General features: G+C 57.8%; 24 protein-coding genes. 14 read left to right on the top strand and 10 right to left on the bottom strand.

Annotated elements, in window-relative coordinates; all coding sequences use genetic code 11:
* Positions 1–1,323: OprD family outer membrane porin (locus LD28_RS0108580; protein ID WP_033136562.1), on the top strand; the 1,323-nt coding region annotated here is incomplete at its 5' end.
* A 141-nt stretch (positions 1,324–1,464) separates the two neighbouring features.
* The gene (locus tag LD28_RS0108585; RefSeq protein ID WP_033136563.1) at positions 1,465–2,292 is read left to right on the top strand and encodes an SDR family oxidoreductase; all 828 of its coding nucleotides are present in this window, start codon (positions 1,465–1,467) and stop codon (positions 2,290–2,292) included.
* 35 nt (positions 2,293–2,327) lie between these two features.
* Here LD28_RS0108585 and LD28_RS0108590 read toward each other — a convergent pair whose 3' ends face one another.
* Positions 2,328–2,660, bottom strand: a complete 333-nt coding sequence (locus LD28_RS0108590; RefSeq protein WP_033136564.1) for a DUF1904 family protein — start codon at positions 2,658–2,660, stop codon at positions 2,328–2,330.
* Between the two features lie 88 nt (positions 2,661–2,748).
* Between LD28_RS0108590 and LD28_RS0108595 the strand changes: the two genes are divergently transcribed.
* From LD28_RS0108595 to LD28_RS0108610, 4 genes are all read left to right on the top strand, one after another.
* Complete coding sequence (locus tag LD28_RS0108595) at positions 2,749–3,651, top strand: TraB/GumN family protein (protein ID WP_033136565.1); 903 nt, start codon at positions 2,749–2,751, stop codon at positions 3,649–3,651.
* Positions 3,652–3,772: 121 nt separating this feature from the next.
* Positions 3,773–3,952 (top strand): DUF3149 domain-containing protein, encoded by a 180-nt coding sequence (locus LD28_RS0108600; protein ID WP_033136566.1) that lies wholly within the window; start codon positions 3,773–3,775, stop codon positions 3,950–3,952.
* Positions 3,953–4,141: 189 nt separating this feature from the next.
* Complete coding sequence (gene smrA, locus LD28_RS0108605) at positions 4,142–4,723, top strand: DNA endonuclease SmrA (protein ID WP_033136567.1); 582 nt, start codon at positions 4,142–4,144, stop codon at positions 4,721–4,723.
* A gap of 138 nt (positions 4,724–4,861) precedes the next feature.
* On the top strand, positions 4,862–6,340 hold the full coding sequence (locus tag LD28_RS0108610) for a carboxypeptidase M32 (RefSeq protein ID WP_033136568.1): 1,479 nt from the start codon (positions 4,862–4,864) through the stop codon (positions 6,338–6,340).
* 135 nt (positions 6,341–6,475) lie between these two features.
* On the opposite strand, the gene LD28_RS0108615 is transcribed toward LD28_RS0108610, so the two are convergent.
* The 6 genes from LD28_RS0108615 to LD28_RS0108640 all read right to left on the bottom strand — a co-directional run bounded on the left by LD28_RS0108615 (position 6,476) and on the right by LD28_RS0108640 (position 10,341).
* Positions 6,476–6,877, bottom strand: coding sequence for a VOC family protein (locus tag LD28_RS0108615; protein ID WP_033136569.1), 402 nt, complete (start codon positions 6,875–6,877; stop codon positions 6,476–6,478).
* 94 nt (positions 6,878–6,971) lie between these two features.
* Positions 6,972–8,591, bottom strand: coding sequence for a DUF7305 domain-containing protein (locus tag LD28_RS0108620; protein ID WP_033136570.1), 1,620 nt, complete (start codon positions 8,589–8,591; stop codon positions 6,972–6,974).
* Positions 8,588–9,148: a PilW family protein gene (locus LD28_RS0108625; protein WP_033136571.1), complete on the bottom strand. Its 561-nt coding sequence runs from the start codon at positions 9,146–9,148 to the stop codon at positions 8,588–8,590. The genes LD28_RS0108620 and LD28_RS0108625 overlap by 4 nt, the downstream gene beginning before the upstream one ends.
* A complete protein-coding gene (locus tag LD28_RS0108630; RefSeq protein ID WP_033136572.1) occupies positions 9,142–9,534 on the bottom strand; it encodes a type IV pilus modification PilV family protein in 393 nt (130 codons plus the stop codon). Before LD28_RS0108630 ends, LD28_RS0108625 begins: the two co-directional genes overlap by 7 nt.
* Positions 9,531–9,950: a GspH/FimT family pseudopilin gene (locus tag LD28_RS0108635; protein ID WP_033136573.1), complete on the bottom strand. Its 420-nt coding sequence runs from the start codon at positions 9,948–9,950 to the stop codon at positions 9,531–9,533. Before LD28_RS0108635 ends, LD28_RS0108630 begins: the two co-directional genes overlap by 4 nt.
* Before the next feature lies 1 nt (position 9,951).
* Positions 9,952–10,341, bottom strand: a complete 390-nt coding sequence (locus tag LD28_RS0108640) for a type IV pilin protein (protein ID WP_033136574.1) — start codon at positions 10,339–10,341, stop codon at positions 9,952–9,954.
* Between the two features lie 400 nt (positions 10,342–10,741).
* On the opposite strand from LD28_RS0108640, the gene LD28_RS0108645 reads away from it, so the two are divergent.
* The 5 genes from LD28_RS0108645 (at position 10,742) to rbsK (ending at position 16,753) form a co-directional block, all read left to right on the top strand.
* Positions 10,742–12,286 carry an AlkA N-terminal domain-containing protein gene (locus LD28_RS0108645; RefSeq protein WP_033136575.1) on the top strand — a complete coding sequence of 515 codons (1,545 nt, stop codon included), beginning with the start codon at positions 10,742–10,744 and terminating at the stop codon, positions 12,284–12,286.
* Positions 12,283–12,807 carry a methylated-DNA--[protein]-cysteine S-methyltransferase gene (locus LD28_RS0108650; protein ID WP_050514280.1) on the top strand — a complete coding sequence of 175 codons (525 nt, stop codon included), beginning with the start codon at positions 12,283–12,285 and terminating at the stop codon, positions 12,805–12,807. Before LD28_RS0108645 ends, LD28_RS0108650 begins: the two co-directional genes overlap by 4 nt.
* A 715-nt stretch (positions 12,808–13,522) precedes the next feature.
* A complete protein-coding gene (locus tag LD28_RS0108655) occupies positions 13,523–14,743 on the top strand; it encodes a PfkB family carbohydrate kinase (RefSeq protein WP_033136576.1) in 1,221 nt (406 codons plus the stop codon).
* 72 nt (positions 14,744–14,815) lie between these two features.
* A complete protein-coding gene (locus LD28_RS0108660) occupies positions 14,816–15,817 on the top strand; it encodes a GRP family sugar transporter (protein WP_033136577.1) in 1,002 nt (333 codons plus the stop codon).
* 15 nt (positions 15,818–15,832) lie between these two features.
* On the top strand, positions 15,833–16,753 hold the full coding sequence (gene rbsK / locus LD28_RS0108665; protein WP_033136578.1) for a ribokinase: 921 nt from the start codon (positions 15,833–15,835) through the stop codon (positions 16,751–16,753).
* 89 nt (positions 16,754–16,842) lie between these two features.
* On the opposite strand, the gene LD28_RS0108670 is transcribed toward rbsK, so the two are convergent.
* From LD28_RS0108670 to LD28_RS0108680, 3 genes are all read right to left on the bottom strand, one after another.
* Positions 16,843–18,702: a peptidase U32 family protein gene (locus tag LD28_RS0108670; RefSeq protein ID WP_033136579.1), complete on the bottom strand. Its 1,860-nt coding sequence runs from the start codon at positions 18,700–18,702 to the stop codon at positions 16,843–16,845.
* A gap of 143 nt (positions 18,703–18,845) precedes the next feature.
* Complete coding sequence (locus LD28_RS0108675; RefSeq protein ID WP_033136580.1) at positions 18,846–19,454, bottom strand: LysE family translocator; 609 nt, start codon at positions 19,452–19,454, stop codon at positions 18,846–18,848.
* Between the two features lie 126 nt (positions 19,455–19,580).
* The gene (locus LD28_RS0108680; RefSeq protein WP_033136581.1) at positions 19,581–20,522 is read right to left on the bottom strand and encodes a LysR family transcriptional regulator; all 942 of its coding nucleotides are present in this window, start codon (positions 20,520–20,522) and stop codon (positions 19,581–19,583) included.
* A gap of 226 nt (positions 20,523–20,748) precedes the next feature.
* On the opposite strand from LD28_RS0108680, the gene LD28_RS0108685 reads away from it, so the two are divergent.
* From LD28_RS0108685 to LD28_RS0108695, 3 genes are all read left to right on the top strand, one after another.
* Positions 20,749–21,837 carry a ketoacyl-ACP synthase III gene (locus tag LD28_RS0108685; RefSeq protein ID WP_033136582.1) on the top strand — a complete coding sequence of 363 codons (1,089 nt, stop codon included), beginning with the start codon at positions 20,749–20,751 and terminating at the stop codon, positions 21,835–21,837.
* 264 nt (positions 21,838–22,101) lie between these two features.
* Positions 22,102–23,322, top strand: coding sequence for a methyl-accepting chemotaxis protein (locus tag LD28_RS0108690; protein WP_033136583.1), 1,221 nt, complete (start codon positions 22,102–22,104; stop codon positions 23,320–23,322).
* A gap of 9 nt (positions 23,323–23,331) precedes the next feature.
* On the top strand, positions 23,332–23,700 hold the full coding sequence (locus LD28_RS0108695; RefSeq protein ID WP_033136584.1) for a response regulator: 369 nt from the start codon (positions 23,332–23,334) through the stop codon (positions 23,698–23,700).
* Positions 23,701–23,872 lie beyond the last annotated feature (172 nt).

Raw genomic sequence — 23,872 nt, forward strand, 5'->3', positions numbered from 1 at the left:
GCTCAGGATATGATGAGCCCGGATTACGGCCAGTCCTATGAAACCTTCGTCAAAGACTCCAAACTGACCGGTGGTCTGTTCTACTTCCAGCGTGACCGTCAGCGTATCCAAGGTGGTGCATCTGGCGATGGAAAATATCATTCCAATCTTAGCCATGGTACAGCTCAAGCCGCACTGAACTTTAACTCGGGTTATGCATGGAACTTTATCGGTCTGGATCTGGGTGGATTCGGTGCCTACGATCTCTCCATCGATGAAAGTAATGGTGTTAACGAAGAAAACGAGTTCAGCTTCATTGGTAAAAAATGGGGCGATAAAATGGATGGCGTTGCGGAGGGTGGATTTAGCCTTTCTAACGCAGCACTGAAATTTAAATTGGGTGACAGTGTTACCGCTAAAGGTGGTTATACACAGTTATACGTTCCAGGTGTAATTGGTGTTAACTGGTCCTATCAACCGGGTACCTATCGTGGTGGTCAAGTCGAAGGCAACTTCGGTGGTCTCTACCTCACCTACGCAATTGCCGATGAATACAAAGCCCCATGGTTTAAAGAGACCGCTGGCTTCTCCAAAAAGTCTATGTATGCAGGCAGCACTGCATTTAACGATGAAAATAGCATCGACTATATCCACGGTTTAGCTGCTCGTTACACCTTCGAAAATGGCACTGCCGTGACCGGTTCATTTGGTCAGTCCGAAGGCTATATGGATAGCTATCACTTCAAACTGGCTCACAAGTTTGACGTACTGGGCGGCCTCTCCACCAGCTACCAGTTCTACGGTTCTGAAACCGATAACAGTGACTACAACGGTCTGGCATGGCAACAAGCATTGACTGCCTCTTGGGCCATGGGTCCTTACGGTTTCCGTCTGGAAGGTCTGTGGACCAAGGCGGAGGGCGATTTGGGTAACTATCTGCCTCGTTTGACCACTGGTTATGCAAACTCTCAGGGGGCCAACGAAATTTGGTGGGATTCCCGCTCAGACTGGAACGAAAACAACGAGAAAGCACTGTTTGCTGGTGTAACTCGTTCGCTGGATGACCTGGTTGGTGCGCCAGGTTGGACTGTCGGTGTATCTGGTGCTTACGGCTGGGATGCCGAAAATGGCAACAGCACTCGTGTTGACGGTAAAGAGTGGGCAGCTAACTTCGACGTCATGTACACAGTACAAGATGGCAAGTTGAAAGGTACCCTGTTCAAATTGCACTTCACCGATTACAACAACAAACAAGACGAATTGGGCAGCTGGTATTACCCGAACATGTTTACTTCCGAACGTGACGTCAAGTTCCACATCATTGCTCCGTTTACCATCATGTAATCAGGCAATACGATGTCAGCAAACCGGGCCACTTGGCCCGGTTTTCTTTTTTCCGGTGGGCAGGCTAACATGCGAGCCGGATAAGGGTTTTATCCGCACACCTGCCTGCACGCTTCTGTCAGCTGTTACAAGGACGCCATCATGCCCCGTTTTGTTCTGATCACCGGTTGTTCCAGCGGTATTGGCCTCGCCGCCGCACAGGCGCTGGGCCAGCACGGTTTTACCGTGATCGCCTCGGCGCGCAAGGCGGAAGATGTGACCCGTCTGCAGCAACAGGGATTACTGGCGGTACAGCTGGATCTGGCGGATCCCGCCTCCATCGAACTGGGCGCCAGTGCGGCGCTCCATCTGGCGGGCGGGCGCCTCTATGGCCTGTTCAACAACGGCGCTTATGGCCAACCTGGGGCACTGGAAGATCTGCCCACCGAGGCGCTCAAGGAGCAGTTCAATACCAATCTGTTTGGCTGGCACCATCTGATCAGGCAGGTATTGCCGCCGATGCTGGAGGCCAAAGAGGGCCGGATAGTGCAAAACAGCTCGGTACTGGGGCTGGTTGCCATGAAGTATCGCGGCGCCTACAACGCCAGCAAGTTTGCGCTGGAAGGCTATAGCGACACCCTGCGCCTCGAACTGGCGGGCAGCGGGGTACATATCAGCCTGATTGAACCGGGCCCCATCGATACCCGTTTTCGTGCCAATGCCCGCAGCGCCTTCTTGCGCCACATCGATCCGGCCCAGAGCCGTCATCAGTCGGCCTACCGCCAGACCCTGACGCGGCTGGAAAAAGAGGGGGCCACCAGCGGCTTTACCCTCTCCAGCGACGCCTGCATCCCGCCGCTGCTCCATGCACTGAGCCACGCCCATCCCAAAGCGCGCTATCCGGTGACCACTCCGACCCGGCTGTTTGCCTTCCTGCGACGGGTATTGCCCACTCGCTGGCTCGACAAATTGCTGGCCAAATCGGCCTGATCCGCGACGAATTCCAGCCCTACGCCCCGGCTGACTCAATAGTGCTCGCCATTGCTGTAGTAGGCGCTCTTGACCAGGGGGATCACCTGCACCACCACATAGGTCTGCTCCCCCAGCACCTGTTTCAGATGGCGCGTGATAAGGCGCGAGGCTGCGTCCTGCATCTCCTGCGGCCGTTCGAACCAGTGCAGCTCGACAAACGGAAAACCCGCCTCTGGCTCGCCGTTGCGTATCCAGCAACTCTCCACCCGTTCCATGGTGACAAACTCCGGCTTGCCGCCGGTCAGCTCGCAAAGCTCGGCCAGCAGCGGGCCGCTCACCTGTTGCAGGGTATCGAGCGTCACGGCGCGAAAACGAAGATGGGGCATGGCAAACCTCTTGGTTATCTGAAATGAGGACTTATCATAGGAGTTATTGCCAGCAAGAGAAGTCACCCGGCGCACATTAAGGATCCCCATGAGATTTCATCGCACCCTCTTTGCCTTCCTGCTCTGCCTGCTGCTACCGCTGCACGCCTTTGCCGATCCCGCATTTTATCGGGTGAGCAAAGGCAACCAGCAGCACTGGCTGCTGGGCTCCATCCATGCGGGCAAACCAACCCTCTATCCTCTGCCTGAGCCGGTGGAGCGCGCCTGGCTGCAGAGCCGCACTCTGGTAATGGAGGTGGACATGAACAGCATCACGCCGGATCAGTGGCAACAAACCGGCTCCCTCACCCGACTGGTGGATGGTAAAACCCTCAAGGATCATCTGCCTGCCGAGCTCTATCAACGCACCCTGATGGCGGGAGCCCGCTATGGCATCGACGAGGCGACCCTCGCCACCCTGCGCCCCTGGTTTGCCGCCATTACCCTGACCCAGGCCGCCATGGCCCGATCCGATTTCAAGAGTGAACTCGGGATAGACCAGCACTTTGCCACCCGGGCCGCCAAAGAGGGCAAGCCGGTAGTGGGCTTTGAAACCCTGCTGGAGCAGTTGGGTTATCTGGCCAGCGTGGGTGACAACCAGACCCTGATGCTCGCCAGCACCCTGGATGAGCTGCCAATGCTGGAGAGCGGGTTCGCCGCCGTGATGAAGGCGTGGCAACAGGGGGATGAGGCGACCCTGATCAATCTGCTCAAGGAGGAGATGGCCCCACCCGCGCTACAGAGCTGGATGGAGCAGACCCTGCTGGCCAAGCGCAACCACAACTGGTTGAAGAAATGGTCCACCCTGCCCAACGAGAGCTTTATCGTGGTAGGTGCCCTGCACCTTTACGGTGAACAGGGGTTACTGGCACTGCTGGAGCAGCAGGGGTGGCACATTACCCCGCTCACCACCCCGGGCCCGCGGCAGGCTCAGGAACAAGGAGTCCAGTGAGAACGATCACAGATCGCACTGGTCATTAAACAACCTGCAAGGGAGTTGATCGGGATCATCCCGGACGGGACAAAGAGGTATTTATCATGCCTATCATCAACCGGGTGACAGGAGCAATAAAATGGACTTTTGGCTGGACCTGATGTTTGGCAACAGCGTGGGATTGATGTCGATGCTGGTGATTATCGGCACCTTCTTGCTGATAAGCTCCTACGCGGCCTACTTCATCTACAAGGTGATGCACTCACAACCGCCCCATTCACAGCAAACCCCTTCTGCACAACCCAGAGAGGGCAAATAATCCTCTGACCACAGGCGGCAGCCCACGCTGACCGCCTGTGCTGTTTTATGGTTCGCGATAGTGATTCCCGGGCCAGAACGCACCGGTTTCGATGCGGCTCTCCCTCTTATACCCCTCCCCCTTTCCCCGTTTTCTGTGTCGGTTGCGGCCGTTATAATGGCCCCCACTTTTTCTTATGGGGAGCCTGCCGTGTCTCATAACGACGAACTCTCGCTATTCATGAATGAAGTGGCCGACGTGCGGCCCATTCGCAGCGACAACATCCATCCCCAGGCGGCCAAATCAGCCCCGACCGAGGCACAGCTCGCACGCCGTCAGGCTGCCACCGCCGAGCAACTCGCCCTCGACCACCTCACCATGGAGGCCATCGAGATGCGCGATCCGCACGAGATCGTCGGCTTCAAGCGCGATGGGGTGCAGGAGGGGGTCTACAAGAAGCTGCGGCTCGGCAAATACGAGCTGCAGGCGAGCCTGGACTTGCACCAGAAAACCCTCAATGAGGCGCGCCAGACGCTGGTGCAGTTCATTGCGGATTGTGAAGTCCGGGATATCCGCTGTCTGCTGATCCTGCACGGCAAGGGGGAGCGCAGCACCCCGCGCGCCCTGCTGAAAAGCTATGTGAGCGCCTGGTTGCCGCAACTGCCCGCCGTCATGGCGATCCACAGCGCCGAGCGTCGCCACGGCGGCAGCGGTGCTCTATACGTGCTGCTGCGTAAAAGCGAACGCAAAAAAGCGGAAAACCGCGAACGGCACCAGAAGCGGCTCGGCTAATCCGCCTCTCGCCCCCACGCCTTTGGCCCGCCTGCATGATGGTGGTCAACTATACAGCCGCGGTGTTAGCATCGATCGGCCCCGATCATGCCAGGTACGGGGCGGCATACCATCAGGGACGATAACAAGGACAATCCCATGTCATATCAAAAGCTTGAACAACATCAGCAGCAGATCCACCGCTTTAGCCACCTCGCCGCCATCTGCGGCTGGGATCAGGCGGCCATGATGCCGGAGGGGGGCAACAACGCCCGCGCCGAGGCGATGGCGGAACTCGGTCTGCTGATCCACCAGAAGCGCACCGCCCCCGAGCTGGGCGACTGGATTGCCAAGGCCGAGAGCGAGCCGCTCGATGAAGTGCAACGGGCCAATCTCGGCGAGATCAAGCGCCAGTGGCAAGATGCCAGCCTGCTGCCCGGTGAGCTGGTCGAAGCGCTATCGCTCGCTGGCAGCAAGTGCGAGCACGCTTGGCGCAGCCAGCGCAAGAACAACGACTGGGCAGGTTTTGCCCCCAATCTCGAGGAGGTGGTGACACTCTCCCGTGAAGTGGCGCAGTTGCGGGCCGATGCGCTTGGCGTGCGCCCCTACGACGCCATGCTGGCCCTCTATGAGCCGGGCATGACCAGCGCGCGGCTCGATCAGATCTTCGGCGATCTGGCCAGCTGGCTACCGAACCTTATTCAGACCGTGAGCGAGCAGCAGAAGGGTGATGCCCTGCTGCTGCCGCAAGGCCCCTTCCCTATCACGACCCAGCAGGCGCTCGGTCAGGAGGTGATGGGGCTACTCGGCTTTGATTTCGCCCACGGCCGCCTCGATGTGAGCAGTCACCCCTTCTGTGGTGGCGTGCCGACCGATGTGCGGATCACCACCCGCTACAACGAGCAGGAGTTTGTCTCCAGCCTGATGGGCATAGTGCACGAGACCGGTCACGCCCGTTACGAGCAGGGGCTGCCGCGCCATCTGCTGGGTCAGCCGGTAGCCGAAGCGCGCTCCATGGCGATCCACGAGAGTCAGAGCCTGTTTTGCGAGATGCAGCTGGGCCATCATCCGGCCTTCCTCGCACTGCTGGCGCCACGCATTCGTCACCACTTCGGCGAGCAGGCGGCGTTTGCGCCGGACAATCTGGCCAAGCTCTACAGCCGGGTCGAGCCGGGCTTTATCCGGGTCGATGCGGACGAGGTGACCTATCCGGCCCACGTCATCCTGCGCTACGAGCTGGAGCGCGATCTGGTGGAAGGGAAGATCGAGGTGGCCGACATCCCCGATCTGTGGGATGCCAAGATGCAGCAGTGGCTGGGGCTCTCCACCAAGGGCAACTACCGCAATGGCTGCATGCAGGATATTCACTGGACCGACGGCTCGTTTGGCTACTTCCCCAGCTACACCCTGGGCGCCATGTATGCCGCCCAACTGCGCTTTGCCCTCGAGAAAGAGCTGGGCAGCATGGGTGAGGTGATCGCGGCGGGCCGTCTGCCGGAGATCTTCGGCTGGCTCGGACGCAACATCTGGTCACAGGGGAGCCTGCACAGCACCGATGAGCTGGTGCGCCGCGCCACCGGTGAAGCGCTCAACCCGCACTGGCTGCGCCAGCATCTGGAACAGCGCTATCTGAAGTGATAAGTGCAGCAAGCTAACAGCAGAACGGGGCCCTTTTTAGTTGACCACTACAGGGCCCCGTTTTTATGGCGGTTCATCTTTTGGGTGGTTTATGCCACCGCACGCCATCACCACAATGCTGCAAAAAGAGAGGATTCAGAGGGGATCAGGGGAACCCAGCAACTCACGCAGTTGCAGGATATTGCCCTCCGGGTCAAAGGCATTGCGCACCACAAAGCCGGGCCCCGTCCACTGCTGTGGCAGCAGGCCGCCGCCGAGATCCGCCGCCTTCGCTTCCGCCCAGGCGAGGCTGGAAACGGTGAAGAACAGCTTGATGGCCCCCTCTTCCCGCAGTTCCGGGGGCCTTTTGATAACGACTTGCTCGGCATAAGGTTCGGGAATGGCATGGATCAGCAGCTGGATATCGCTGTTTTCCAGCACCACCATCTGCTCATCCTGACTGCAGACCACCATCTGCAGCAGAGTACGGTAAAAGTGGGTCAGCAGGCCCGGATCCTTGGCATAGATCAGGGCGCCGGCGCGAGCGGGGCCTGGCATGGAGCACTCCTCAATAGTGAACAGCTGGATGGACAGATCTCCACCTTCTCACAGTTGTGCGCCCCGTTCGATCCTTTTTAGCGCCTCGCCAGCCTCACTGCACAAAGTGCCACTGCCGCAGTGCCAGTGTCGGGGGTGGCCCCTGATCGTCCCCCATATCCGCCATGCCCAACGCCTCGTCATAGTGCACCCCGCCCGCTCCGCTCTCGGTCAAATGCTTGGCTCGCACCGCCCCGTACAGACCGCCGCTACCGCTGATCTTCATCTCGGTGAGGGGGGCATAGAGGGCGGCATAGAGCGGCGTATTGCCCGACAGCTTGACCCCATCCTTGCCGTTGTAAGCGGAATAGATGGAGATAGCGGGCGTACCGCCAGCGGTCAGCCCCTGTTTGGCTGCCGTCACCTCGGATCCGGCCCCGAGATCGATCTTGCCGCTGACGATCAGGGTCAGGCTGCTGCCGGGCGCGACCGTCAACTGGTTGCTGCCCCCCATGGTGAAATCCTTGCCGATCAGCAGCACCACATCCCCCTTGATGGTGAGCTTGGCGTCCGACCCCATATTGAGGCTGTCGAGCTTGTATACCGTCTGCTCCTTGCCAAACAACTCCCCCTTGCCGGGCAGCGGCAGCCCGGGCTTGCTCTGGTTGCTGCTGGTCACCGAACCGGTGGAGGGATCCGTGGTCAGCACCATCTGCTGAGTGGCCCCCAGCGTCAGCGGGCCATTAGGCGGCAGATTGGCAAGCTTGGGGGATTTGGGCAGCGCCGCCACGTTGAGCGGGTCACACACCTGCCCGACCACCGGTGGCAGCTGGGGGTGAGTTCGGTATTGGGGATCCAGATACTTCTGGTTCGCCTGATCGTTGAAACTGCCCGCACCGCCATAACTGAGCTTGCCGCTGTCGATACTGGTGCCCCAATCCATGGAGACATTGCCATTGACCGCCACCTGACCACCGATGCGCCCCCCTTTCAAAGTCAAACTACCGCCCCCTTTCACATTGCCGGAGACCCGGACAATCTTGTCCGAAGAGGGGGAGATAATGACGTCGCTCCCTGCATTCACGTTGCCGGAGATGGGTGAAGATCCGTTGAGGGTCACGGCCCCGGTCGCTCGCACATCTCCCCAAATCGGCGAATTGCCGTCGAGCACCACATTAGCCTTATCGCTGACGGTCGCCACCTTGGCATTCTGGTTGATGTTGGTGCCGCCATAGCTGCCCTTGCGCGAATCATAGCTGTCGATAAAACCGCTGCCGGAGAGGCTCAGCCCTTCGCACGCCACCACCGAATCCTGAAAAACCAGATTGCCCGGCTCGCGCTTGAGGGCAAACAGCGCGTTGAGACTGGCATTTCCCTCCAGATAGCGGCCATTACTCTGCAACGCCAGCTTGCTGTCGGTGGCGGCATCCAGCTGATCGATGCTAAAGCGGCTGCCCGCCATAGCCCCTTCGCCCTTGCCAGGTACCTTCTGCACCAGTTGATCCCACTCGATGCGCGGTTCAGCGCCGAGCGCCTGATGCAGGGCGCGATAACTGTCGTTCATCCCCTGCTCGGCACTCAGTTGCGCATTGATCTTCTTGTGAAAATTGCCGCTCAGGCGAGTCTGCAACTGGTTCTCCTGAATGCTGGTAAACACCAGCAGACTCGACAGCAGGCTCACCACCAGCACTACCAGCAGCACGGCTCCCCGCTGTCCCTGCAATCCCTTGTTCATCCCGCTCCCCCTGCTGTGGCGTTGGCACCGGATGTGGCCAGCGCTGCCGCCCAGACCGCCTTGCGGCGTGCCACCTGCACCTCTACCCCCGGTGCCAGAAAGCTCGGCAGCCCTTCGGGCAAGATGCGGATATTGACCAGCGCACCCTGCTGGCCGAATTCAAGATCCTGAAGATGCGCCAGCAACAGGCGCGGGCCATCCCCGTCATCGCAACTGAGTACCGGCGGCGTGAAGCGGTACTGCTCGGTAAAATCGGCGGTTTTCTGGTTGCCAAGGCAGGAGAGCACCTGACTGCCCCCCTCCACCTTGAAGGCCAGCGTCAGGCGATCAGGGGTGACGGCTATCAGCTGATCCGCCTGCTTGATGCTGTTGGTAAAGGTGAGGGTGGCAAAGCGCAGCACCTCGTTCGCCTGCTCCAGCGCCTTGCTCTGCTCGACCGTGCTCTTGATCGGGGCGTAACCGGCAAAAATCGCCAGCATCAGCATCAGACCGAGCACCATGGAGATCATCAGCTCGACGAGACTGACGCCTCGCTGTCGGGAGGGGACGCTCAGCATAGGGGTGGAAATCCTGCGTTCAACTCCACCCGCTTGGCACCGGAGACCCGCTCATCCTGCCACTCGATAGCGACCACAAAGTTGTCGCTGTAGCGGTTGGGCAGCACCAGCCGGTGGCCATCCTGCAGGGTGAACCGCTTGAGAAAATCGGCCTGGGTGAACCGCTCCGGCTTGCGCTGCACTTCGCACAGCGAGCTCCAGATCTGCTCCACGCTGTTGCTCGCCTCTATGGTGGCCAGCGTGCTCTGCAAGCTGTAGTGCGCCTGCTGCAACGAGACCACCTGCCCCTTGGCAAGGCCGAGAAACACCATCACCGCCAACACCATGGAGACCATGATCTCCACCAGATTGAAACCCTGCTGGCGAGCAGGAGCGGCGTGTCTCATGAGCAGCTCCCTTGCAGCAGCTGGCCGCTCGGGGCCACGCAGAGTACCCGCTGATCACCGAGGCGATTGGCCAGGATAATCTCGGCGCGGCTGCTGCTGCCGGTTGGCGCGATCTGGATGGGGTCAAACGGCTTGATCACCACGCCGCCGCCGGGGGCCGCCGCCTGACGCAGCAACTTGCTGTCGGCCATCACCTCCCAACCACCGTTTTCGCTGCCCTGCAGCACCACCGGCAGGGTCAGCTTGACCGCTTCGCTGCGGGCAAAACGGTAAGCGGACGCGAGTTCGGTCGCACTGCGATCGAGCCGTTCAGCCGCGAGGCGCTGACTCATGGAGGGCACCCCGACCAGCAGCAAGATGGCGGCGATGCCGACCGTGATCATCAACTCAATCAGGGTAAATCCGCGCACGTTCATCTTATGATCCCCAGCAGTCATGACGATTGGCCGCGCGATAACCAGTCTGATCGAGGGTCAGAGTACCGCACTCGTCCGGTTGTCGCGTCGTTGGAATGGCTTTGAGCAGGTAGTCGCCAGCGTCTTGCTGGCTGTAGCTGAATTGGTAGAAATCTGTGTTGGAAGGGGTGGCAAACGTGTCGGGATAACGGCCCTGTTGGGTATAGATACGCTCGAGGGCGAGCGCCTGCTCCAGCAGTTGCTGCTGCGCTTCGTAACGGCGTCCCTGTTGCAGATAACCCTGATACGCTGGCAACGCGATGGCCGCGAGAATGCTGACAACCGTCATGGCGATCAACAACTCGATCAGACTAACCCCCCGGCAATGGGGCCATGCCGTACAGTCGTTCACTTATCATCCTTGGCAAGTGTTGTTGTTATTGGTCGGCCCTGGGCCGCAGAGGTGATGACTTAATAATCACAAAAAATTAACTGACTCGATTGAACAACACAAAATCACCACGCTCAATGTAAAAAAGATAATTATGTGATCTGTTATTAATTTTTAAGCACTATTCGCCGCCACTAATCTCGCCAAGCAAATAAAGTTGATCCCATCGCGCTCCCGGCCCGTCCGTTATGCGGCGCCCTGCCGCACCGCGCCACATGGATAGAAGTGGGGCGGAGCATGAAACCAAGAAGAGTAAAAAAACCTGCGGCCGATTTTTGCTATCCCTGTCCGTTTCTGGCTAGTCACAACCCCCGCGCCCCCTTACTCTCTTTGCCATGTTCCCAAGCAAAGCCGCCACGCCATGAATGCGAAGCCAAGCCCAGAGTCGTCAAAAGATGAGGTGATCAACGCCCTCAGCCGCGAACAGTGCCACACCGCACGACTCGCCCGTGATGCACGCTTCGATGGCCGCTTTTTTACCGGCGTCATCTCGACCGGCATCTACTGCCGACCTGTCTGCCCGGCACGGCCGCCGCACGAGCACAATGTGCGCTACTTCCAAAGCGCCGCAGCCGCCGAGCAGTATGGGCTGCGCCCCTGTTTGCGCTGCCGCCCTGAGCTTGCCCCCGCCGCCAGTGGCGATCTGCCTGCTGAACTGGCACGTCTGCTGGCGCGCATCGATCGCGGCGAGCTGGCTGACGGCACGCTCGCCGAACTGGCCGCAGAAGCTGGGATCAGCGAACGCACCCTGCGCCGCCAGTTCGAGCAGCACCTCGGCGCCTCGCCAAAACAGGTGGAGCAGACGCGCCGCCTGCTGCTCGCAAAACGGCTGCTGACCGAAACCGGGCTGCCGATCACCGACATCGCGTTTGCCGCCGGTTTTGCCAGCATCCGCCGCTTCAATGATGCCTGGCTCAACGCCTACGGGCTGGCCCCGCGCACCCTGCGCCAACAAGAGGCACACGATGACGCGACAGCACACATGCACTCGGAGCCGCGCGGCGCAACCCTGACCCTGCAACTGCCCTATCGCCCCCCGTATGACGTGGCGGCCATGCTGGCGTTCTACCGGCTGCGGGCGATCCCGGGTCTGGAGCAGGTAGATGGTGAGGTGTATGAGCGGCGCTACCGGGTCGGCGATCAGGTCGCACTGGTGCGCATCGCGCAGGGCAAGGGGCACAGCCTGCAACTTACCGTCCATGATCTACCGCTCGCGGCGCTGCCTGATCTGCTCTATCGGGTGCGCCGGATGTGGGATCTCGATGCCGACATGCAGCGGATCGGCGATCTGCTCGGTCAGGATCCGCTGCTCGCCCGTTTGCAGGGGCGCTGGCCCGGCGTACGGCTGCCGGGTGGCTGGGACGAGTACGAGGTGATGCTGCGCGCCATCGTCGGCCAGCAGGTCTCGGTCAAGGGGGCCATCACCCTGCTCGGGCGACTGGTGGCCCGCACCGAGGCGCAATTCGGGGTGGCGCAACTGCCGACCCCTGCCCAGTTGTGCGAGCTCGATCTCGACGGCATCGGCATGCCGGATAGCCGCATTCGCACCCTGCGGGGAGTGGCGCAGGCACTGGCCAGCGGCGAGCTGACCCTCACTACGGCCAGTGACGAGCAGTTGCTGGCGCTACCGGGCATAGGCCCCTGGACAGTCTCTTATTGGCGGCTGCGCTGCGGGCTGGATACCGATGCTTTCCCCGCCTCCGATCTGGTGCTGCAAAAGGCGCTCGGAGGCGGCGCCAAGCTGCCGGTGAAAGAGGTGTTGGCACAGAGTGCAGCTTGGCAGCCGTGGCGCAGCTATGCGGCCAGCTGGCTGTGGCATGCCATGAGTGAAGCGCCCAATTTGCTGATCCATGCCACCGGCCACGAAAAACAGTCAGATAACCAACAACAGGAGATAACTCCATGATCCGCTACGATATCCTGCCGACCCGCAGCGGCGATCTACTGGTCGCCATCAATGAATCTGGTCTGGTGCACGTGGACTTTGTGGCGGGCCTGCGGGCACTACCCGATATGAGTGGCTGGCAGCAAGATAGCGGGGCGTTGACCCCCTTCCTCGCCGAGTTTGACGCCTATTTTGCCGGTCGCTTGCAGCGCTTCTCCCTGCCCCTTGCCGCCCACGGCACCGCCTTTCAGCAAGCAGTGTGGCAAGCGCTGTGCGACATCCCCTATGGCGAAACCCGCAGCTACAGCGATATTGCCCGCGCCATCGGCAAACCCGATGCAGTGCGGGCAGTGGGCGCTGCAAACGGCCGCAATCCGCTCACGATCATCGTTCCCTGCCATCGGGTGATCGGCCAAAACGGCTGCCTGACCGGCTATGCGGGGGGATTGGAGATTAAAAAAGCGCTGTTGGCGCTGGAGAAAGGCGAAGGTGGTTCAACGACATGCGACGCTTTCGAATCGCAAAGGGCCAGTCACGACTAATCGGAACAAGGGCATAAGGGGAGTGATCCCGCCAAGGGAGCTCTCAGCGTAATGCGCTATCGACAGACTAAAAACCAACCCACTGCTATCGCGCTTGAAATTGTGTGCATATTCACTGCTGGGGAATGGACACTCGACACGCCCTCGGCCGGTGGGTCGAGCCATGGTTGAAATCATGGCTAACAACATCATTTTTCAGCAAATTCACATCGCCAGCAGCCGCTTGATAACCACCAACTTCAATCGTCACCTGTTACCCAAAAAATAAACATATTCATGCCTTAACATGCTGACATAAATGACTTGTTTACTCATTATGAACAGCCTGAATGACTATCCTTCACCCGACAATTAACAAGAGTGGCAATATCAGGACAATATATATGCCATCGCTTTCACGCCTAATATGCGACAATGAATGATGACTGCCACAATACCTCTGACCCGACGCCTCGTCGTCATATCAACTGCACAACTGCAGTGAAAGCTCTTGTGCCGCCAAATAAAATAACATCGCAAGCATAACTGCCGCCATCTTTCCGCAAAGGCGCAACAATTGATCACCATGACAACACGAGGCAGCAACAGTTGAAACGGAAATTTCTTTTCCGTTATGGATAATCAAGTGTGATTGCCATTCATTTTTGCCCCGCTCTCGCTTAGTATTATACTGACAACCAAAGCCATTACATGACTTCTAGCGACACGTTACTTAATGAATAAAAATGACCGACAACGCCTGATCAAAACACGCTTGATCCTCGATAAAGAAGTCAGTGTAAAAGCGTTGGCCGGCACTTTTTCTGTCACCGAAAGAACTATCCGTAATGATTTGCAAGCATTAGCTGACAAGCACATTTGTGAGATGTTCTATGGCGGAGCCAAATTACTCCGACATGATGACAACATCTATTTTGAATCAACATCAATCAACAATATATCGACTCTGCTTGAGACTCCTGCCCTCACCAGAGCATGGCGAGGCCCGGTTACCAACACTGCCAGTGTCACCTCCCCAGATATCTATATATTGGGCTCATTCAATATTGACATCGTATTGGAAGTCAACGAGTTCCCCAAAGTGGGTGAAAGTGTGTTGGCGCACTCGACTAAATATTATGGTGGTGGCAAAGGGGCAAACCAGGCAATTGCAGCTGCAAAAATCAATGATCATGTGCATCTGACGATCAAAGTTGGTCAGGATCTCTTTGCAGATAGAGCGAAGAACTATCTCGCCAATGCTAATATTGCATCATTGAATATTCTTGAAGATCCGGAACATCCAACGGGTAATGCCGTTATTCTGGTATCACAGCCCACTGGCGAGAACAAAATTGCAATAAACTTGGGTGCCAACAGTCATATCACTGTAGATGATATTATCCATGATCTTGACTCCATCCGTGATTGCCGTGTCTTTTTGACACAACTGGAAAACAATTTCGACATTATGTCGCTCGCTATAACATATGCCAAAAAATGTGGTGCAACGACCATTCTCAACCCGACGCCATACAATGAGTGTGTAAAAAAAATCCTGCCATTTGTCGATATAATAACCCCCAATGAGATCGAGGCATCCGATTTGTCGGGGCTGGTCATCAAGGATAATGAATCGGCCAGGCTGGCTGCAGAAAAAATTTATAATCTTGGCGTTAAAAACGTCATTATTACTCTGGGTGATAAGGGCTGTCATTACTTTAATGGGCACCGCCATATCCACTTGGCTGGCCATAAAGCTGCCGTTATTGATAGTAGTGGTGCCGGTGACTCATTTAATGGCTCGCTTGCCGCATCTATCGCCAATGGCAAATCAATTGAAGATGCCTTGATATTTGCCAACGCATTTGCCTCATTAAAAGTGGAGCGTCGCGGGGCATCAAATATGCCTGATATTACTCTCGTTCAAGCAAGATTATCAAAAAATCAAATGTAGTAGCAACAATAATATAAATCACAGGTGTTCTGACCTGAAAGGTTTATTTTAACATTCTAGACAGAGGTGTTCATGCTGGTTATTCACTCTTATTCCATTGCCATTATCATGTGTATTATTACCATGATATGTTGGGGCTCTTGGGCCAACACAACCAAGTTGGTCGATGAAAAAAAATGGCCATTCCAGTTGTATTATTGGGATTATTCCATTGGCATTTTGTTGTTTACCTTGTTGCTGGCATTTACCTTAGGCTCTTCAGGTGATGAAGGTCGCCATTTTGTTGCCGATTTGCAGCAAGCCGATTGGCAAAATTTCGGGTTGGCAATCCTGGGCGGCATAATTTTTAACCTGGGTAACATCTTGCTGGTTGCCGCGATTGCACTGGCAGGGATGGCCGTTGCATTCCCGGTTGGTGTGGGGATCGCACTGGTGCTTGGCGTCATCGTAAACTATCTGGCGGTACCGGTTGGTGAGCCCTATGTGCTCTTTATCGGCGTCGCGTGTGTCACTGTTGCAATTATATTGACCGCCATCGCTTATGGTCGACTCAAACAACAACAGAGCGCCAAAATGCGTGGCTTGATCACCGCCATCATTGCCGGTGTGGTCATGGGCTGGTTCTACCGCTTTGTCGCTGCCTCCATGGCAAGTGATTTCTCTGCACCTGCAGCCGGATTGCTCACCCCCTATTCTGCCCTGGTCTTCTTTGCCATTGGCGTACTCCTCTCCAGTTTTGTCTGGAATACCATCATGATGAAGAAGCCTATCTCTGGCCCGGTCATTAATGGTAGCGACTACTTCAAAGGGACCGTCAAAGAACACGCAGTCGGTATTCTGGGTGGCATTATCTGGAGTATCGGCATGAGCTTCAGCATTTTGGCTTCTGGTCCGGCTGGCTACGCCATCTCTTATGGCCTTGGCCAAGGCGCCACCATGATCGCCGTTATTTGGGGTGTTTTTGTCTGGCGTGAATTTGCCAGCGCACCGAAAGGAACCAATAAGCTCATCAACGCTATGTTTGCTTTCTATATTCTCGGCATCGCTCTTATCATCGCCGCAAATAGCATTTAATACAGGATATCTATCATGTTGAATAATAAAATTGTCGTGCTGGGTAGTACCAATCAGGATCTGGTCAATAAATCCGCCCATCTGCCAAAAAAAGGCGAGACCATCATCGGCTATGAATTTTTCAGCGCCCGCGGCGGAAAAGGGGCCAACCAGGCTGTGGCAGTCAGTCGGCTGGGTGGCAAATTGAGTTTTATCTCCTGCCTGGGTAAAGATGATTTTGCCAACCAGCTGATCGCGGATTATCAAACAGCGGGTATGGATACCAGCAAAATGGTTCAACTGAGCGATGTCGCCACAGGCTTGGCCCTTATCATGGTCGATGAGATGGGCAATAACTGCATCAGTGTGGCCCCAAATGCAAATGCGATGCTGACCAAAGAGTTTGTGACCACTCAACTCGATAGCCTGCGTCAGGCAGACTATCTGCTGATGCAGCTTGAAACACCGATCGAAGGGGTTGAGTTGGCGGCCAAAGAGGCGCACCTGGCGAATACCTATGTGATTATCAACCCGGCACCCGCCAAAGCCTTGAGTGATGAGACCTACCCCTATGTCGACCTTATCACCCCCAATGAGACAGAAACCGAGATCCTGACCGGTATCAAGGTGACTGACCACGCCAGCGCAGAGGCAGCCGCCACCCTGTTGCAGCAAAAAGGGGTGAAAAACGTCATCATCACACTGGGTGAGAAGGGAGCCTATCTGCAAAGTGCCGATGGCATCAAGGAGATCATTGCGGGCTTCAGAGTCGATGCCAAAGATACGACTGCCGCGGGCGACACCTTCAATGGCGCATTAACCGTTGCGCTGAGTGAAGGAAAATCCCTGCGCGATGCCGTGCTCTTTGCCCACCGTGCCAGTGCCATCTCGGTCAGCCGTATGGGCGCGCAAAGCTCTATTCCAAGCCGGGAAGAAGCTGAGCAGTTCCAGCAGTAATCGCCAAAAGCAAAGCCCCGGAGCCAAACTCCGGGGCTTTTTCAATTCTTGCTGACTAACGCTGAGTTAACAGAGCCACACTCCGGGAATCACTTCTTCAAGCTTCCCATCACATGCATTTCGCAGCGGTTGCAGTCAAAGCGCAGGCGGAAAGTGTCCTTACCCATCTTGAGCTCCAGCGGCTCGGCCTTGAGACCGGGCACCTCGTTCGGACAGAGGTTCTGGCTGTAACGGATACAGTGCTTGGTGATCATCAGTACCACTTCCCGCTCCTCCTTGTTCGCCTCATAGGCGGGGGCAATACGCTCCACCCCGTGCTCATGGAAGAACTTTTCGGCGGCGCTGTTCAGCACATTGCCAAGATAGGAGAGGCGGTGCTGGGGATAGCTGATATCCCGCAGGGCGATGCGTCGCTCGGGGCGCTGGTAGCTGGCCACGCGCGCCACCTCCAGCGCAGCGATGCCATCCCGGCGCAGCCCGTTGAGCTGTGATGCGGCGATGAATAGCGGGTAAGTGAATGCCAACTCAATCTTGCGCGCCACAAACAGGGTATTGCCGAGTTTGCCAAGCTGGTCGCGCGCCTGTTGCAGCGCCCGCTCCGGATTGTCGGCCGGCTGCTTGTCACAAGGCAGGGTCACCGCGGCACTGATGCCCTGCTCATCGGTAAGCGTGAGGCACAAGCCCTCCTCGCACTCTGCCAGCACCATATCGACCCGGATACGGCGATCCGCGCTCACCTTCTCCAGCATCTTGCTGAACGCTTGATCGTGGTTGCGGTAGATTTCGGTACCCACCTTCAGCCCCGGCATGCGTTCTGACAGGAGTAACTGCTTACCTTCGACTTTGTTGAGGCGCATCCCCACCAGCTCGTTGTTCGACTTGAAGAAGCCCAAACCGTCGCCGTTGTTGAGGGTGACCTGCTTGCCGTCGATCTCGATGCCATCCTTGGTCACTCTGGTGACGCGCCCCAGCGGTTCACCCACGTATTTCGGGCTCTTGGTGGAGTCGATCCCCTGCTGGCGGCCATTAAGGAAGTAGTCGGTGCTGCCACGGTTGAAGCTCTTTTTGGGATCAGGCTCGAAGCTGTAGCTGCAACGACCCGCCGAGGCAGCCACCAGATCGGAGCGGCTGTCGAGAATGGCGTCGAGCTTTTTGCGATACCAGGCAGTGACGTTCTTGACGTAGTCGAGCCCCTTGAGGCGCCCCTCGATCTTGAAGGAGCGAATGCCCGCCTCGATCAAGGCCTCCAGGTTATCGGTCTGATCCATATCCTTGAGCGACAGCAGGTGGCTGTCGGCCACCAGCACTTCACCGTCCGGCTTTTGCAGCGAGCAGGGCAGACGGCAAAGCTGGGCACATTCACCGCGGTTGGCACTGCGGCCGGTACGGGCGTGGCTGATGTTGCACTGGCCGCTGTAGGAGACACAGAGCGCGCCGTGGATAAAGAACTCCAGCTGTACGTTGGTTGCCGCGCTGATCTCGCGGATCTGCGCAAGGGACAACTCGCGCGCCAGCACCACCTGAGAGAAGCCCACATCCTGCAAAAACTTCACCTTCTCCGGTGTGCGGTTGTCGGTCTGGGTACTGGCATGAAGCGCGATGGGAGGCAAATCCAGCGCCAGCAGCCCCATGTCCTGCACAATCAGCGCATCGGCCCCCGCTTCGTAGATCTGGTGGGTCAGCCGCCGCGCCTGCTCCAGCTCGTGATCGTGCAGCAAGGTGTTGAAGGCGACAAAGACCTGGGCACCGAAGCGATGGGCGTGGCGCGCCAGCGCTTCGATATCTTCGAGGGAGTTGCCCGCCGCACTGCGGGCGCCAAAGGCAGGGCCGCCCATGTAGACGGCATCGGCGCCATGGTTGATGGCTTCGATGCCGTAGGCGAGGTTCTTGGCCGGAGCCAGCAGCTCCAACCGGTTGTTGTGGCTTAAAGGGTGCTTGTTCTGGTGCATGGTCTCGGGATCAGGGCGGACAGCAAATGGCCGCTACTCTAGCCCATTCACCGCCTGCGTGCCTTGATCCCGCTTAAGGTATCCACAAAATGCAGGATTAGATAACCACCTTGCGTGCCAGCAGCAGATCGTCCACGAGAGGACTAAAGCACCACCTTCAAGGCCAATCCCAGCAGCACCAGCCCGCTGACCTTATCAATCACGAAGGATTTGGCTTTAAGCCACGCCAGTACGGGCCCGCGCGAGAGCACCAACGCCACCAGCACGTACCAGACGGCATCGATCCCGCCAGCGGTGAGCATCATGATGCCCCCTTCGCTCCAGCCGGTATCGGCCCGCACAAACTGGCTGAACAGGGCGATAAAGAAAACCGCTAGCTGGGGGTTAAGGAAGGCCACCATAAAACCTTCAAAGGCGCCTTGCCGACCACGCAGCTGGTGCACCTCTTCACTTGCTTCACCATTGGCAGGCTTGGCCAGCAGGGCTTTCACCCCAAGCCAGGCAAGAAACGCAGCACCGCCGTAGCGGATCAGATCAAACAGGATCGGGGTCTGGGTGATCAGGATGGAGAGGCCAAGCGCGGTGACCAGCGCATAGATACCAACCCCGAGGCCGTGTCCGAGCGCAGTAGCGACGCCGTGCCCCTGCCCACCCTGCACCGTGTTGCGGATGATCAGCGCCAGACTCGGCCCCGGGCTGATGGCGCCCATCACGCAGATTGCGGCCAGTGCCAGCCAACTCGTCAGTTCCATACTTTTCCTCTTTTGTGCTCGATATGATGCCCTGCATTCAGGGTACGGGCTGAGCCATTATGCCAGTAGTGAAAGTTATGAATAGATTCCATAACTAATAGCTATGATGCCACACAACTGACTGGGCTAACCGCCGAGAGCAAGCAGCTTGCGACTCTCGCCGACGGTACGTTGCAGGTGATCCCGCAGGAAGGGGTAGGCCAGCTCGCGAAACCAGCGGTGGGCCGGATCCTGATGGTGGCGCTGGTGCCACAGCAGATGATACTGCTGGTCACGGGTAGCAAAGGGCAGATCGACAAAGGTGAGCTCATGGCCGCAGGAGAGTTGCCAGGCGATATGGGCAGGGGTGGTCATCAGGCAATCGGTGCGCAGCAACACCTCCACCGCCACCTGAAAGAAGGGGACCCTGGCAAACCAGCGCCGACTCAGTCCCTGCGGCGCCAGCACCTGCTCAACCGGACTGTCCTTGTCGCCACCGCCGCTCACCTGCAGGTGGGGCCAGGCGAGATAGTCATCGAGACTCAGCGCCTTGCCTGCCAGCGGGTGATGACGTCCCATCAGCACCGCCAGCCGATCTTCCCCCTGATGCAGACCGCGGATCTGCTCCGGTACCTGCTCAGTGATGGTGGAGACCAGATCGAGCTCGGACTGCCACAGCTGCGGCAGCTGACGCTTGTCCCACAGGCTGTACTCCAGCGCCGCCAACGGCGCCTCTTTGGCGAGCGCGGCGCAGATATCGGGCAGGATATGCTGGGCCACATAATCAGAGGAGGCGAGCCGAAACACCCGCTCGCAGCGGCTCGGGTCAAATCCGGGCGCATCGTAAAGCCGCTCCAGCGCACCGAGAGAATCCGCCAATTGGGCGGCCAGCGCTTCGGCGCGCGGCGTCAGCAGCCAGCGTTGCCCCTCCCGCACCAGCAACTCGTCGTCAAACTCGCTGCGCAGCTGGGCAAGCTGCTTGCTGATGGAGGGCTGACTCAGGTGCAGCAACTCGGCGGCGCGGCTGATATTGCGGGTTTCCAGCAGCACCTTGAGGGTGGGCAGCAGGTTGAGATTGGCTCTGAGCAAGGGATACCCTCATCGGTGGGGGAAACGTCTATCTTAGGGCAGACGAGTCTCGCGTTTTAAGCAAAATTTCCAGCCATGTTCAGCATGTTGCAGCCCTTTGCGGCCAGATGGCGCAGCCGCTCGCCCTGCACATAACCATGACCACAAGATGACAGTGGTTGTCTCGTACGGCATAATTGCACGATTTTCCGCCCGCGGGCGATCCACTTTGAGAAGCGGTAACAAGATGAAATACGCCAATATCACCGGCTGGGGCAAATGCCTGCCCCCCTCCGTACTGACCAACGATGACCTCAGCACCATCATGGATACGTCAGACGAGTGGATCTATCCGCGTACCGGCATCAAGGCCCGCCGGATCTCCCACGTCAGCACTTCGGATCTCGCCACCCTGGCCGGTCGCCGCGCGCTGGCCTGTGCCGGTCTGGAAGCGAGCGATCTCGATGGCATCATCCTGGCCACCGCCACCCCGGACAACCTGCTGCCAAGCGCCGCCTCAGCTGTGCAAAAGAAGCTCGGGGCCGTCAACGCCGCCGTGTTTGACCTCAACGCGGCCTGCACCGGTTTCGTCTACTCCCTCTCCGTCGCAACCTCGCTGGTGCAAACCGGCATGATGAAGAAGGTGCTGGTGATTGGCGCCGAGCGCCTCACCTACCTGCTGGACTGGGCACGCCGCGATACCGCCGTGCTGTTTGGCGATGGTGCCGGTGCCGTGGTGATCGAGGCGAGCGAGCAGGAGTGTGGCCTGATTGCCAACAAGCTGGGCTGTGACAGCGAAGCGCGAGAGATCCTGCACGTACCGAACTTCGGTACCGATCGGGTGCGTTTTGCCGACATCGACGGGCTGTTCACCTTCAACTTCGAAGGCCCGGAGATCTTCAAACGCGCCGTGCGCGGCATGGGTGAAGCCACCAGCACTGTGCTGGCGCAGGCCGGTATTGCGCCTGAACAGGTCGACCTTATCGTCCCCCATCAGGCCAATATCCGCATCATCGAAACCCTCGCCAAGCGGATGAACGCGCCGATGGAGAAGGTGATGGTCAACATCGAAAACTACGGCAACACCTCAGCCGCCACCGTACCTATCGCCCTGTGCGAAGCACTGGAGCAGGGCCGCGTCAAGCCGAACTCCTATCTGCTGACCGCCGCCTTCGGTGCCGGTCTGACCTGGGGCGCCGCCATCATCAAGTGGGGCGATCGCGTCACCCCCATCAAGGCGTGCGATGCCGCGCTACCTCCGTGCGACAAGAGCGCGCTGGAGCTGATTGCCCACGCAGTGGAAGGGTGCCAGAAGGCCCACGCCAACGAGGCCTGATCCTCATCAGGAGCCTGAATCCTCAGGCTCCTTCTCTCCTTACTTGCCCGTCGCTCTCTGACCACGTCCCTGTCCACCCCTTCGCTAGCCCTCCGATACAGCTATCGCTGATACAAACAAATCCGATTTGCAGCCAATTTATTTTTTTCCGCTAACCTTACTGAGCCAACTATAAATAAAGAAAAGAGCTTCAAGGGGCACCATGACTCTCGCAGTCCCGCTCCTTGACCTCTTACCAGATACTTGCACAGGGATAAGCTACGTATGGCACAACACAAAAGTGGCGTGAACACACCGCTTTGGGAACCGGTTTGCTGGATTTGCTGCATCGGGCTGGCGCTGCTGAGCTGCCTGTTGCTACAACTCGCCAATGCGCTGTCACCGCTCTATCTGCTGCTCAATGTGCTGGTCGCCATTGCGGCAGCCCTATGGACATCGAGTCATTACCATCGGCAACAGCAACAGTTACCTGTTGAAACTCACCCATCCTCAGCAACAGATACGGCTGCGGTTTCTCGATCCATTGTCGGGCTCGAGCAGGTGTGTGAAAAAGCCCTGCCCATCTGGTCAAAACAGATAGAAAACTCCCGCCAGCAAACCGAAGCAGCAATGATCGACCTGACTCAACGCTTCAGCGGCTTGGCAAACAAACTGGAGGAGGCGGTCAACGCCTCCCATCAAGCCGCTGGAGAGCTGGGCGGCGTCAATTCACGCGGCATGGCAGGCGTTTTGAGCCAAAGCCAGCAGCAGCTCAACGAAGTCGTTGCCATCATGCACTCGGCCCAGGCCAACCGGGATGCCATGTTGGCCGAAATCAAGAGCCTGACTACATACACCATTGAACTCAACACCATGGCCATGGATGTAGCCAAGATTGCCTCCCAGACCAACCTGCTGGCCCTCAACGCCGCCATTGAAGCTGCCCGAGCAGGGGAAGCCGGTCGTGGCTTTGCGGTAGTTGCCGATGAGGTGCGCAACCTCTCGCGGCTCTCGAGCGAAACAGCCCAGAAGATGACGGACAAAGTCGACACCATCAACACAGCTATCGGACGTGCCTTCCAGATTGCCGAAACAGCCGCAGCCCGAGATCACGCCTCGGCACTCGATTCCGAGCAGGCCATCGAACAGGTATTGACTCGTTTCAGAGATGCCACCGACAGCTTGGCTGAATCGGCCTCCCTGCTGCAAAACGAGAGCACCGCTATTCACCATGAAATATCCAGCGTCATTGTTTCGCTGCAATTTCAGGACAGGGTCAGCCAGATCCTTAGCCACGTCAGACAAAACATGGATGGCCTATCCCAGCATCTACTCATCTCGGATCAAAGCAGCCATGACACTGGCCCGATAAAAATTGATGCAAACCGCTGGTTGGCAGATATGGAGCTCTCTTACGCCACAGATGAACAACGCAACATTCACCATGGTCGCACGACCCGTTCTGTCAAAGCGCAGGCAAGCAGCGCTGACATCACATTTTTCTAGGAGAGATATATGGGCAAAACGATCCTGATCGTGGATGACTCGGCAACCATTCGCCAAGTCGTTGGCATGACCCTCAAGGGGGCTGGTTATGAGGTCATGGAAGCCTCTGACGGCAAAGATGCTCTCAAAAAACTCGATGGCAAGAAGATCAACCTGATCATCAGTGACGTCAACATGCCGAACATGGATGGCATCACCTTCGTCAAAGAGGCTAAAAAGCTGGCCAGCTACAAATTTACCCCTGTCATCATGCTAACTACCGAGTCACAAGACAGCAAGAAACAGGAGGGACAAGCCGCTGGAGCCAAAGCCTGGGTGGTCAAGCCCTTCCAGCCCGAGCAGATGCTGACCGCAGTCGCCAAGCTCATCATGCCGTGATCCGGAGCCCATCATGCAACTACAGAGTGAGCAGATCGACAACAAGGTGGTGGTGACCATGCCGGACGAAATCACCATCTATACGGTCAGCGAGCTGAAAGATGCCCTCTCGCCCTTGCTGCATCAGGGGCGCGAACTGGAGCTGAATCTGGCGGCTGTATCCGAGATAGAC

The organism is Aeromonas finlandensis, assembly GCF_000764645.1.
GTDB lineage: Bacteria > Pseudomonadota > Gammaproteobacteria > Enterobacterales > Aeromonadaceae > Aeromonas > Aeromonas finlandensis.

Bases quoted from the DNA above. Each gene is read 5' to 3' on its own strand.
- LD28_RS0108585 (WP_033136563.1), top strand. From the start codon at position 1,465: ATGCCCCGTTTTGTTCTGATCACCGGTTGTTCCAGCGGTATTGGCCTC.
- LD28_RS0108590 (WP_033136564.1), bottom strand. From the start codon at position 2,660: ATGCCCCATCTTCGTTTTCGCGCCGTGACGCTCGATACCCTGCAACAG.
- LD28_RS0108595 (WP_033136565.1), top strand. From the start codon at position 2,749: ATGAGATTTCATCGCACCCTCTTTGCCTTCCTGCTCTGCCTGCTGCTA.
- LD28_RS0108600 (WP_033136566.1), top strand. From the start codon at position 3,773: ATGGACTTTTGGCTGGACCTGATGTTTGGCAACAGCGTGGGATTGATG.
- LD28_RS0108610 (WP_033136568.1), top strand. From the start codon at position 4,862: ATGTCATATCAAAAGCTTGAACAACATCAGCAGCAGATCCACCGCTTT.
- LD28_RS0108615 (WP_033136569.1), bottom strand. From the start codon at position 6,877: ATGCCAGGCCCCGCTCGCGCCGGCGCCCTGATCTATGCCAAGGATCCG.
- LD28_RS0108620 (WP_033136570.1), bottom strand. From the start codon at position 8,591: ATGAACAAGGGATTGCAGGGACAGCGGGGAGCCGTGCTGCTGGTAGTG.
- LD28_RS0108625 (WP_033136571.1), bottom strand. From the start codon at position 9,148: ATGCTGAGCGTCCCCTCCCGACAGCGAGGCGTCAGTCTCGTCGAGCTG.
- LD28_RS0108630 (WP_033136572.1), bottom strand. From the start codon at position 9,534: ATGAGACACGCCGCTCCTGCTCGCCAGCAGGGTTTCAATCTGGTGGAG.
- LD28_RS0108635 (WP_033136573.1), bottom strand. From the start codon at position 9,950: ATGAACGTGCGCGGATTTACCCTGATTGAGTTGATGATCACGGTCGGC.
- LD28_RS0108645 (WP_033136575.1), top strand. From the start codon at position 10,742: ATGAATGCGAAGCCAAGCCCAGAGTCGTCAAAAGATGAGGTGATCAAC.
- LD28_RS0108650 (WP_050514280.1), top strand. From the start codon at position 12,283: ATGATCCGCTACGATATCCTGCCGACCCGCAGCGGCGATCTACTGGTC.
- LD28_RS0108655 (WP_033136576.1), top strand. From the start codon at position 13,523: ATGAATAAAAATGACCGACAACGCCTGATCAAAACACGCTTGATCCTC.
- LD28_RS0108660 (WP_033136577.1), top strand. From the start codon at position 14,816: ATGCTGGTTATTCACTCTTATTCCATTGCCATTATCATGTGTATTATT.
- rbsK (WP_033136578.1), top strand. From the start codon at position 15,833: ATGTTGAATAATAAAATTGTCGTGCTGGGTAGTACCAATCAGGATCTG.
- LD28_RS0108670 (WP_033136579.1), bottom strand. From the start codon at position 18,702: ATGCACCAGAACAAGCACCCTTTAAGCCACAACAACCGGTTGGAGCTG.
- LD28_RS0108675 (WP_033136580.1), bottom strand. From the start codon at position 19,454: ATGGAACTGACGAGTTGGCTGGCACTGGCCGCAATCTGCGTGATGGGC.
- LD28_RS0108685 (WP_033136582.1), top strand. From the start codon at position 20,749: ATGAAATACGCCAATATCACCGGCTGGGGCAAATGCCTGCCCCCCTCC.
- LD28_RS0108690 (WP_033136583.1), top strand. From the start codon at position 22,102: ATGGCACAACACAAAAGTGGCGTGAACACACCGCTTTGGGAACCGGTT.
- LD28_RS0108695 (WP_033136584.1), top strand. From the start codon at position 23,332: ATGGGCAAAACGATCCTGATCGTGGATGACTCGGCAACCATTCGCCAA.